Source organism: Photorhabdus temperata (genome assembly GCF_025384845.1).
GTDB classification, from domain to species: domain Bacteria; phylum Pseudomonadota; class Gammaproteobacteria; order Enterobacterales; family Enterobacteriaceae; genus Photorhabdus; species Photorhabdus temperata.
In genome coordinates this window covers 1-10,915 of record NZ_JAJAFX010000025.1, presented here as the reverse complement: position 1 = coordinate 10,915, position 10,915 = coordinate 1, and the positions used below count along the sequence as shown (strand labels likewise).

Sequence of the window (10,915 nt, the reverse complement as noted above, 5' to 3'; positions counted from 1 at the left end):
TGTTTGCATCGGGGCGGTCTGTCCAGACCGCCCATCTCTAACTTCGAAGGGGTACTCCCGCCGTTTCCCTTGCTGATGATAATTGAGACATTGTTTATCATCTTAATTCTCTCTCTGATCACAGCGCATAATAATTACAAGAGTTAATAACAGGCGTTGACATAATAAAAAGCATGATGATATGGTTTTTATTTGATTGTGAATCATACAAAATTCTTGGTAGTGGCTTTTTGGAAAGGGTGGTAACGAGCCAGTACTCATTTAATCGCTTTTTACTCATAACCACACAGAGGAGGCAAGTTGAACTTCCAAGGGTTACAGGCAAAGTATCGCCGTCTATTTCAGGAAAGTGCAGCCTGGAAACTGTTAAGAGCGGATAATTCCCCTTTAATTTTGGCATTTTTGGGTGAGTTATTTTCGGAAGATAGTGAAGTCCCTTTTAGTCGTGCCCGTGTGTCACTCGATGCAGAGTTGGTACGCTGTCGTGAACTTGGTCTTTGGGAAACTGAAACGGGTGCCAGCACGTACCTCAATAAATGGATTCGGGAGGGCTGGTTGCGTGAGATGGATGACGCATTAACTAAAACGGATGCCAGTGAAATTGCGCTCCGTTTTAGTCAGGGACTTGATGAGCGCAGTTCAGGAACTACTGCGTCTCATCTTCGAATTGTTCAGGAAGCGGTCAGGGACTTTGCGGTGGCGATTAGCCCAAATGTCGATGAGCGTGTCACGCTTTTGGAAGATAGAAAATCCGAAATTCAGAGAGAGATTGATGCCCTGAGGGCCGGTGTTGTAACCGAGCTGACCGAGGTTGAGCAGCGGGAAAGAATTCGTGAAATTTACCAGTTGGCTTCTGTTTTAACGGGTGATTTTCGCCGGGTTGAAGATGAAATTCGTCGGTTGGATCAGGAAATTCGTATTCAAATTATTGAGGGAGACTCCACCAGAGGAGATATCCTTCTTGCTGTTTTAGAGAAAGAAGCGTTTCTGGCTAAAACAGATGCCGGTAGTGCGTTTGAAAGCTTTTTTGATTTGTTATGTGATCAAAATAGAACTATGGAGCTGCGGGATCAGCTTCGAAGCATTTTAAATCGTCCCGCTGCAAAACACTTGGTTACTCAGCAACGTCAGTTCTTAAGTCAGCTCATGAGAGAGTTGAGTCGAGAGAGTGACCGAGTTTTTCAAATCAGGCGAAGAACGGAAGAGAGCTTGCGTGCTTACATAGAGAGTGGTACTGCTCAAGAAAATCGTGCTGTTGATAGATTGCTTGGTCAATTGGAGCGACTCGCTGTTGAATTGAAGAATGCTGATTGCGACTTGCAAACAACAACAGCTCTTTCATTGCCCGTTGGGGCGGCAAGTATTAGCTCTCCCGAAAGCATGCTCCTTAAATCACCTGATGAAAAGCTGGATACCTCAGGTGTTGAAGAACAGCTTAACTCTCGAGAACCGAGTATACAGATGCTGGATTGCCTTGATGCTGTTCAAATCCGATTGATCGCTGAGAAGGCGTTAGAAACGTTAAAAGCGTTTGGTCCAATGACGATTGCATCTATTGCACATTATCACCCGCTTAATTCAGGGTTGGAAGAGTTAGTTGCCTATTTGCGGGTTGCGAAATCTGTCGGGGCTGCATCATTGGAAGAGAAGGAATCAATTGAAATCAGTGACAAACAGGGAATTCGCTTGCGGGCGTCTATCCCCACTTTTCTTCTGAGTGCCGACCTGTTTCCAGACAGTTTGGATGAATTGGTGTTGTAATGGTGGATAGCGTAGTAGTGAATAGAAAGTGGCTGTAGATTTCATAGTGAGGGTTGGAATGCATAAAGACAAAAAGTTGAATAAAGATCGTGGTACCCCCGCAACCCTTGGGAAGTCTGATTCAGATCCTCAAAAAGAGCAGCAAACAGGGTTTTTCGATCAGTTGATAAAACATCGTACTCAATCAGAGTACAACCCGCTTACAGACACAACCGGTGTTGAATCTGCTGTCGCTGCCAATAAGAGTTCATCCGTTGAAGTTGATGATGTGTTAGTCAGTGATCACCCTGAAAGCTCAAACAGTGGTATGCCACCTGATGCGCGCCGAGTGCTGGTTAGCTTGCTGCGTCAGGGCGTTATATTGTCTTCGCAGAAAGCCAAGTTGTTTGAATCACTTTGTCGATACCAATGTGCTGTACGCAAACATCTGTCAGAAGTCTATTTGAAGCTGGTCTTAGATGAGAAAGCGGGTGTCGCCTTTATAGCCGGTTTTCAAAATGAGGAAGATACCGAATCATTGGGCATAGATGGTGAAGAGGTTGTCTCTCTGATTAGCCGAAGGACGCTCTCTTTATACGATACGTTGTTGCTGTTAGTGCTGCGCAAACACTACCAGGATCGGGAAACATCGGGCGAGCAAAGGATTATCATTGATATCGAGCGTATAGAATCCCATCTGACACCGTTTTTACCGCTGACAAACAGTACTAAATCTGACCGGAGGAAACTCAAGGGTGCTCTTGAGAAAATGGTGACGAAAAAAATATTGAGTTCGGTGCGGGGAAGTGAGGATCGCTTCGAGATTACACCGGTGATCCGCTACGTAGTCAGTGCTGAATTTCTCGAAAGTATGTTGAATGAATACCTGAAAATGGCGGATGAGAAGGGTATTGAGCTAAATAAAAACGGCAGCAACGCTGTTGATTATCAAGATGGAGAGGAGGAAACAGGAGATGAAAATGACTGATCAAACTCTTTCGGCTGATTCATTATTTCATGTTGGTCAAATCAGATTAGCCGAACTCTCAGTTTATAACTGGGGGTCATTTAACGGCTTGCATACCGCGTTGATCGATCCGATGGGAACTTTGGTCACTGGGGATAACGGCGCGGGAAAATCGACGTTTATTGATGGTCTTATGGCTTTACTCCTTCCTGCCGGAAAGGCAACCTTTAATGTGGCTGCGGCGCAGGGTGATCGTTCTGACCGGACTTTACTTTCTTATATGCGGGGAAGTTTTGGATCTGCCCATGATGGAGCGGGTACGAGAGTCAGAAGTAAGCGTGAATCTGGCGTGGTGACTGGGCTGAGAGCGTTATATCAGGGTGATGATGGTTCAAAAATCACACTTGCGGCACTTTTCTGGATCACTAAATCGACGAATGTGCTTGCGGACGTGACACGAGTTTATATTGTCGCTAAAAGAGACCTGACTCTTAAGGAAATGCTTGATGCTTTTGGGGATGGTAATGCCCGATCATTCAAGCAATGGCTCCGTGATGACCCGGCACTGACATGCTGTGATGATAATTTTTCCGATTATCAGGAGTTGTACCGAAAGCTTCTGTATATGGACAATAAGAATGCGCCTGCACTGTTGTCGCGGGCGTTGGGCCTGAAAAAAATTGATGATTTAACCGGGTTGATTCGTGAATTGGTACTTGAACCGAGTGCAGTCAAAGATGATGCCAAAAAGGTAGTGGAAGAGTTTGCTGATCTGGTGGCGATTCATAGTCAATTAGTGGATGCAAGAGCACAACAGGTGCACTTATCTAGGTTACCTGAACTCAGCTCAATTATCGAAAAAGCGACGAAAGAATTTGAGAAGCTGACGGTCGAAAGAAATAGTCTTCCGGTCTACTTTGGGGAAATCTTCGCACAATTGTGGAGTGAGAAAATTGCCGATATTGAGGCTGAACTTGAAGCACTATCCCTCAAAATTAAGCAAGCTGAAGGGCAGAAAGTCGATGCGGATAAGCTGGTTGAACGAAGGCATGAGGAATATCTTCAGTTTGGCGGGGATAAAATAGAGTCGCTTCGAAAAGAGATGGGTCATACCCAAGATCAATTGAATCGTGTGGTTCGAAATTCATCGCAATATCAAACTCATGCTAATGAACTGGCTCTTCCTTCTGTATTAGAGGAGGCTGTATTTCTCAAAAATCAATCCGAAGTATCAGCCAGGCTTGCCAGTATTCAGCGAGACGAAGAAGAGTATCAGGACAGGTTTGCCACCATCAGTGCCAAATTCAGTGAGTTGCAAGCAAATATCCATGATATCTCTCAGGAAATTCGGGAAATCGAGGCAAGGCCGGATTCTAATATTGATGTGAAATATCAGCAATTGCGGGATGAACTGGTTAATTCCTTAGAATTAAGTAAAGACCAATGTGTATTTATCGGTGAGCTTATCGACGTCGAAGATCATGAAAAGATATGGCAAGGCGCGATAGAGAGGGCGTTGGGCGGGTTACGAACAACACTGGCTGTGCCACATCATTGTTATTCGATGGTAACTCGCTGGTTAAATGCCCGGCATACGGGTTTACATGTACGTGTTCAAGTTGTGAATGATGCTGCGACTAACCAGGGTCAATCGGCGGAGTTTAAGCCTGATGGTTATTTAAGGAAGCTAGTATGGCGCACTCACCCTTATCGGGAGTGGCTCAAGCGTCACTTGCAAAGATTTGACCTGCAATGTGTTTCGAATACGGAAGAGTTGGATCAAACCCCGTTTTCGATGACACAACAGGGGTTAATGCACATGGATAAGGGGCGCTTTGAGAAAAAAGATCAGCACCGGATAGATGATAGAAGACGCTGGTGTCTGGGCTTTTCAAACAAATCACGTTTAGCCATTCTTAATAACGATAAAAAAGATTTAGGTTTGAAACTGGAGGAAACCGGAAAAAAGGTGAGCCAGGCCCGTCAGGATTTGAATTCTGTTTCTGATCGTAAAATACTTTGGGAGAAGCTCCAAAGTTACCGTTGGGATGATATTAATGCTCCTTACTGGCACGAAAAGCTTTCTGATTTGCAGGCTGACCTTAAGGTGTTAGAGCAGTCAGGCGGTGATCTTGATAAGGCCAGAGAACGTTGGGAATCGGCTAAAGAGCAATTGGCTCAGATTCAATCGGCATTAAATCAACTCAACTCTGATTCTGGTGGCATTAAAAATACGCTGAGAAATGCACAAGAAGAGTGGAACAAAGCGCGGGCAAAAGCGGAGAAGGGATTACCTGATGCAGCCAGGCAGTTACTTGCGATTCGGGTAGGCGTGCTTAATACCAACGATTTAAGCCGGATGGCTGAATTGGTGTCGAAAGTTGAAGAAGGTTTGGATCGTCTATTAGATTCTAGCCGGAACAATAAAGACAGAGCGGAAAGATCAGCCATCAGCATTATGGTTTCGTTCAGGTCTAACGATAAATGGCAAGTCTTCACGGTTGACTGGCAAAGTGATATTGGCAGCTTACCTGATTATCTTAATCATTTACGACAACTGGAAGAGGAAGGGCTTCCCAACCTTGTGGAGCAGTTTATTGAACGTTTGAATAAGCATGCAACGCAGTCGCTGGCGCGGATTAAAACTAAGCTTGAATCTGAACGGGAAGATATCCTCGAGCGGATTGACATCATTAACCGGGTCCTCAAGCGTACAGAGTTTCGATCAGAGACACATTTAAAGCTGGGTTCAAAGAGGGAGAAATTCCCGCATGTTAATGAATTTGAACAGCATCTGCGTAAGGTACTTAGTCAGGTAACCAGTGATGACCATGAAGCACGGTTCCGTCAGTTGGCTAAGGTAGTTGAGATCCTTGGGAAAGCCAGTGCGCCAAGCTCCTCAAATACATTGGAAAGTTTGAGGCTGCTTGATCCCCGTTATCAGATGTCATTTTATGCCGAAGAATTGGATATTAATACGGGTGAGATCCGTGATGTATTGGAGTCATCCAGTGGAAAGTCTGGAGGAGAAAAGGAGTCATTCGCAGCGACTATTGTTGCGGCAAGTTTGGCCTACGTTTTGACGCCGGTTGGCTATGATCGGCCTGTTTACTGTACTGTTTTCCTGGACGAAGCGTTCTCGAATACAGCCGAAACAGTAAGCCGGCGTGTGCTTAGGGTGTTTAGGGAACTGCATATTCACGTTAATTTGATTACACCTTATAAGAACCTGAATTTGGCGAGAGAATCGGCCCGTTCGTTGCTCATTGCGGAAAGAGACCAGGAAAACCACGACAGCCATTTATGTGAAGTCACCTGGGAAGAAATTGACCGGAGAATGGGAGAAGAGAAGGAGAAAAAGTTAGCTGCCGAGGCTTCTGGTTTAGGTATCGAACTTGAGAAACTGATATGAAAAGAGAGCTGAATGGGGTGCGCTGGGGGTTACTACCGGCGCAGGTTAAGAAGCTCATTAAGCAACGTGAGTGGGATAATCTTTCCTCACTAAAGGCTCGATTACTGGGCAGCAAAGTATTCCCTGTCCGCGTTGGTTTAAAACCCCCCAGAGGCAGTTCTGCCATATCAGATATGGTTCATTTTCAGCGATTTGTTGAAGAGTGGAAATTATTTCCCTATCAAAACCATGTGGAGTGGTCTTCCAAAAATTTTCGGGAGTTGTCTGAGCAGCGAATTCCAACTTTTGTTGTTATTGAATCGATGCAACATTTGATTCAATTTTTAGGGAATGATGCCCTTTCCCGAAGTAAGTTGTGGGAAAGAAATATGAAGCCATTCTTGCGGATTGATAAAGATCTCTATCCTGCATTGGTTAAATGTATAGATATTGTGGAAAAACTCTCTCTGAGAGATGCGGAATTATTGGCAAAGCTGCTCCCACAATTAAAGCAAGGCTTGGGGGAAGGACAATATTTAAGAGCATTACCCCTCATTGGTATTGATACTAAGTTTCTTGAGAACCACCAAATCCTGATCGAAGAGCTGACCGATGTGATTCACAAAGGTGCCGTTTCAGCATTTGGTGGTCTTACTGCTTGGTTGGGTTGTTTAACAAATCCCAAGGGCTGGTTAACCATCAGACCGCTTTGCCATACTGCGACGGTCGCGTTTGGTGGAATTCCGATACTTCAAATACCGGGTGAATTACTTAAACAGCACGAACTTCCGGCATCGAATATATTAGTCGTCGAAAACTTACAGTCTGGTTTGGCGTTACCCGACATGCCTGACACAGTAGCGGTGATAGGAGGAGGGAAAAACATTGCCTGGATGGATGCGGCATGGTTGAAAGACAAGCGTGTAGGGTATTGGGGAGATATTGATAGCTGGGGCTTGTCGATTCTCAGTGACGCCAGAGACAAGTTTGTGGATATTAAATCCCTGATGATGGATGTTGAAACCGTTAAAGTTCATGAAGATAGAATGGTTCCTGAACCCAATCCAGTTGAATCCAATCCTTCATCGCTAAATGAAGATGAAGCAAAGTTGTTTAATGATCTCATCTCTGGCCGGTTCCACTCTTCACGCTTAGAACAGGAGCGTCTTTCATCTGATTACATTAGAAACAAACTTATAGATTGGCTGTCCTAACTCGGAAGCCACCAAGCGCACGGTGTTTTCTGTTTATCAGGAATGATCACTTTCTTGGCGTTATGTCGAAACGGTGCGTGATCAGATTGGCAAACGCCTGACTTGCAGCGCTTCGATATGCGCCGCTGCGCCACAACAGCACGGCATTGCGCTGCGGCAACGGAGGTTGAATGGCAATGGAATAGAGCCCGGCCTGCTCGTGGGCTATGACATCAGGTAATAAAGTCGCGAGCCGTCCCTGGCGGACAATCTCTACGATTGCGCTGATTGAGTTAGCTTCAATTGCAATGCGCGGCGTGATCCCCTATTTCTGGAAGTACGAATCGATATGGCTTCGCGTTGCAAAGTCTTTGCTTAGTAGCGCTAATCCTTCATGTCCCAGCATCTTCGCTGTCAATGATGTTTGTTGACCGATGAATCGATGGGATTGACCAACGATCAGACTGAGTGTTTCGATGAACAATGGCTCGCTATCAATGTCGGGGGATCGCACCTCAGAGAACGCGATGCCGAGATCGAGCTGGTTCTCCGCTAAAGCCGCTTCTATCTGATCTTGCGTTATTTCTTTGATATTCAATGCAATTCCCGGATAGCGTGCGTTGAAACGCTCTACCCAATGGCCGATGAAGTAAGTCGTGAAGGTGGGTGTCATTGCGAGCCTGAGCAATCCACGGCTTAAATCCTGTACATCGTGAATCGCACGCTTCCCAGCATTCAGATCTTGCAATGCACGGCGGGCATAACTTGTGTATACCTCGCCAGCGTCGGTGAGTCGTACACTCCTTCCCGATCGGTCGAATAACTGCACATGCAGTGACTCCTCAAGTTGCTTGATTTGTTGCGATAGGGTCGGCTGCGAGACGTGAAGCTCCTCTGCGGCGCGAGTGAAGTTCTGATGTTCGGCAACTGCCAGCAGATAACGGATATGTCGTAACAGCATATCAATTAACTATTTGAAAATAATATGGAAATAATGACTGCCCGATCTTTGAAACTATAGAAAAGTTCGTTCATTCTTCACCTGTCAGCTGTCTTATCGGCCACGATGGAGTGAAGACTATAAGGGCTTCCCGAGCATGTCAATTATTGGTAAATACTATAGAGATGATAGTAATCCGATCTTTGACGCTATAGATAAATTCGTTCATTCTTCATCCATCAGCATGTTTTTGCAACGCAATCCGTGTTTCATCACGGCATTTAATAGCCTATTAATCCAAAGGAAATCATTATGACACAATCTCAATATTCCCAAACTCCCCGCCAGATTCTTACCGATGCTATCATCGACGCCAAAACACGCAAGAATTTGACGTTTGAAGATATCGCACAAGGAACTGGCCTGAGTCTCGCATTCGTTACCGCTGCATTGCTAGGTCAGCATCCATTGCCTGCCGACGCTGCGAGGATGGTAGTTGACCAGCTTGAACTTGATGAGAATGCTTTCATTCTGCTACAAACTATCCCTGTGCGCGGCAGCATCCCAGGTGGTGTACCGACTGATCCGACTATTTATCGATTCTACGAAATGGTGCAAGTTTATGGCTCAACGCTTAAGGCGCTGGTCCATGAGCAGTTTGGTGATGGCATTATCAGCGCGATTGATTTCAAACTTGATATCAAAAAGGTTGATGATCCTAATGGCGGTTCCCGTGCCGTGATTACCCTCGACGGGAAGTATTTGCCGACCAAACCATTCTAAAGTGATTGTTGGCATCGGCAAGGGAGACAAGTTCTCTCCCTTGCCGTTTCACAGAATGAATATCCAATTGCTGCTTAAAGCTTATGGATTAGTGATTTCGGTCGTCGTATGAGACAGATAAGGAGCAGGATCAAATTTGCTATTGTGCTGTCTGAAGGTGTGAGCAAAATCAGGCCATATCAGTGTTAAACGCTTATTTCGGGAATCACGGTACCAGCTTGTACAATTATCTCCAACCCATACTGTGCCATTAACCTGTTCTTGTAATTCGGTTACATAACGATGTTGAGCTTTGGGAGAAACCTCAAGTACGCAGTTGTTATTTTTCCTGCTGTATTCAATAGCACCGATAATGTACTCTATTTGAGACTCAATCATATAAATCATTGAGTTATGAGTAAGTGTCGCATTCGGTCCGTTGATAATAAATAGGTTTGGAAAACCTGTAACAGTGGTTGATGCGAAAGCTTCCATACCTTGGGCCCAGTGATCAGCAAGGCTGAGGCCATCACGGCCATGAACCAGGCGGGAATAAGGTGGTTGGGTGGTTTGAAAACCAGTACAGAAGATCAACACATCAAGCGGATAACTGTTGCCGGCCACCGAAACTGCATTTTGCCCATCTACGTGCTTCAAGGCTGATGCTTCGAGTTTAACGTTATCTTGCAGAAACGTAGGATAATAATTGCTTGCAATCACAAGCCTTTTACAACCCGCTTCATAGCTGGGGGTGAGTTTTGCACGTAATTCCGGATCGGGGATTTGCTGTTTAAGATGATCTGAGGCTATGCGCTTGAATTCTGCAAGATATTGCGGAATAGAACGACGGGCCGGATACAGAGATTCAAAATGCCAGAATATATCTGAACGAAGAGCGGGAATAGACTCTGGATCGCGTCGGAAACGCCGTTTTTCACTATCTGAATAACTTCGGTCAGGACGTGGAATGATGTAGGATGGGCTTCGCTGGAAAACAACAAGTTCAGAGACACTTTGCGCTACTTCAGGCACGATCTGAGTTGCTGAAGCACCCGATCCGATAATACCTACCCGCTTACCTTGAAGAGAGACATCATGTTTCCAGCAGGCTGAATGAAAAACTTCCCCAGTAAAGCTGCTCAAACCTTCGATCTGTGGAAGATTTGCATCTGTTAAATGCCCGGTGCCTGTTACCAAGAACCGCCCACTGAAAACACCTGCGGTGGTGATAATTATCCAGCGCTCTTTTTGGTTATCCCAGTAGGCTTTTTCAACGTTGGCGCCAAAGCGGATATGAGGCAATAGCCCTTCATCCCTGGCTGTATCCTGAAGATAAGCGAATATTTCATTCCCTGGTGAAAAAACATGAGACCAGTCAGGATTGGGGCGAAATGAGTAAGAATAAAGGTGTGAGGGGACGTCACAAGCTACACCGGGATAAGTATTATCGCGCCAGGCGCCTCCTACATCATCGGCACGTTCGAGAATGAGGAAATTGTGCTGAGATCGGCGCTTAAGCTGGGTTCCCATACCAAGGCCGGCAAAACCTGCGCCGATGATAATAATCTCTGCATCTGTGACCTGCGATATATCTGCTTGTGGATTATGGTCTGGTGTACTTTTATTCATAATAGCTCTCCAAAGCGTAAAAGGGATTATATCTGGTCAGCGGGAATAATGGCCCCGGCAGGGTAAAGTGAAGGTGCCGCGCAGAACTGGTCAATAACCAACATTAACTGGGCAGGGCGTTCATAAATGACAGCGTGCCCGGCTTCTATCTCTATATAGCGTGCATCCGGGATTGCGCCGAGAAGTGCTTTGCTATGGTAAGTAGGGGTTATTTTATCGTGTGTACAGCCAATAATCAGCGTTGTGGCTTTTATCGTAGGAGCAATCTGAGTGATGTCGACCCGGGCATCAAG

At 45.6% G+C, this 10,915-nt stretch carries 7 protein-coding genes and 1 pseudogene; 5 read left to right on the top strand and 3 right to left on the bottom strand.

The window, feature by feature from the left end:
• Positions 1-300 precede the first annotated feature (300 nt).
• The 4 genes from LGZ99_RS11340 to LGZ99_RS11325 are packed head-to-tail and all read left to right on the top strand — an operon-like array spanning position 301 to position 7,312.
• On the top strand, positions 301-1,761 hold the full coding sequence (locus LGZ99_RS11340) for a DUF3375 domain-containing protein (protein WP_036839152.1): 1,461 nt from the start codon (positions 301-303) through the stop codon (positions 1,759-1,761).
• A 58-nt stretch (positions 1,762-1,819) separates the two neighbouring features.
• Positions 1,820-2,728, top strand: a complete 909-nt coding sequence (locus LGZ99_RS11335) for a DUF4194 domain-containing protein (RefSeq protein ID WP_051769470.1) — start codon at positions 1,820-1,822, stop codon at positions 2,726-2,728.
• Complete coding sequence (locus tag LGZ99_RS11330; protein WP_036839151.1) at positions 2,721-6,119, top strand: ATP-binding protein; 3,399 nt, start codon at positions 2,721-2,723, stop codon at positions 6,117-6,119. The genes LGZ99_RS11335 and LGZ99_RS11330 overlap by 8 nt, the downstream gene beginning before the upstream one ends.
• The gene (locus LGZ99_RS11325; RefSeq protein WP_036839150.1) at positions 6,116-7,312 is read left to right on the top strand and encodes a DUF3322 domain-containing protein; all 1,197 of its coding nucleotides are present in this window, start codon (positions 6,116-6,118) and stop codon (positions 7,310-7,312) included. The genes LGZ99_RS11330 and LGZ99_RS11325 overlap by 4 nt, the downstream gene beginning before the upstream one ends.
• A gap of 46 nt (positions 7,313-7,358) precedes the next feature.
• On the opposite strand, the pseudogene cynR reads toward LGZ99_RS11325, so the two are convergent.
• Positions 7,359-8,252, bottom strand: a pseudogene (gene cynR, locus LGZ99_RS11320) (transcriptional regulator CynR).
• Between the two features lie 291 nt (positions 8,253-8,543).
• Here cynR and cynS point away from each other — a divergent pair.
• A complete protein-coding gene (gene cynS, locus LGZ99_RS11315) occupies positions 8,544-9,014 on the top strand; it encodes a cyanase (RefSeq protein WP_021323418.1) in 471 nt (156 codons plus the stop codon).
• A gap of 81 nt (positions 9,015-9,095) precedes the next feature.
• On the opposite strand, the gene LGZ99_RS11310 is transcribed toward cynS, so the two are convergent.
• The gene (locus tag LGZ99_RS11310) at positions 9,096-10,622 is read right to left on the bottom strand and encodes a flavin-containing monooxygenase (protein WP_081858316.1); all 1,527 of its coding nucleotides are present in this window, start codon (positions 10,620-10,622) and stop codon (positions 9,096-9,098) included.
• A 26-nt stretch (positions 10,623-10,648) separates the two neighbouring features.
• Positions 10,649-10,915 (bottom strand): alpha/beta fold hydrolase (locus tag LGZ99_RS11305; RefSeq protein ID WP_262979122.1); only part of this gene is annotated, 267 nt, incomplete at its 5' end.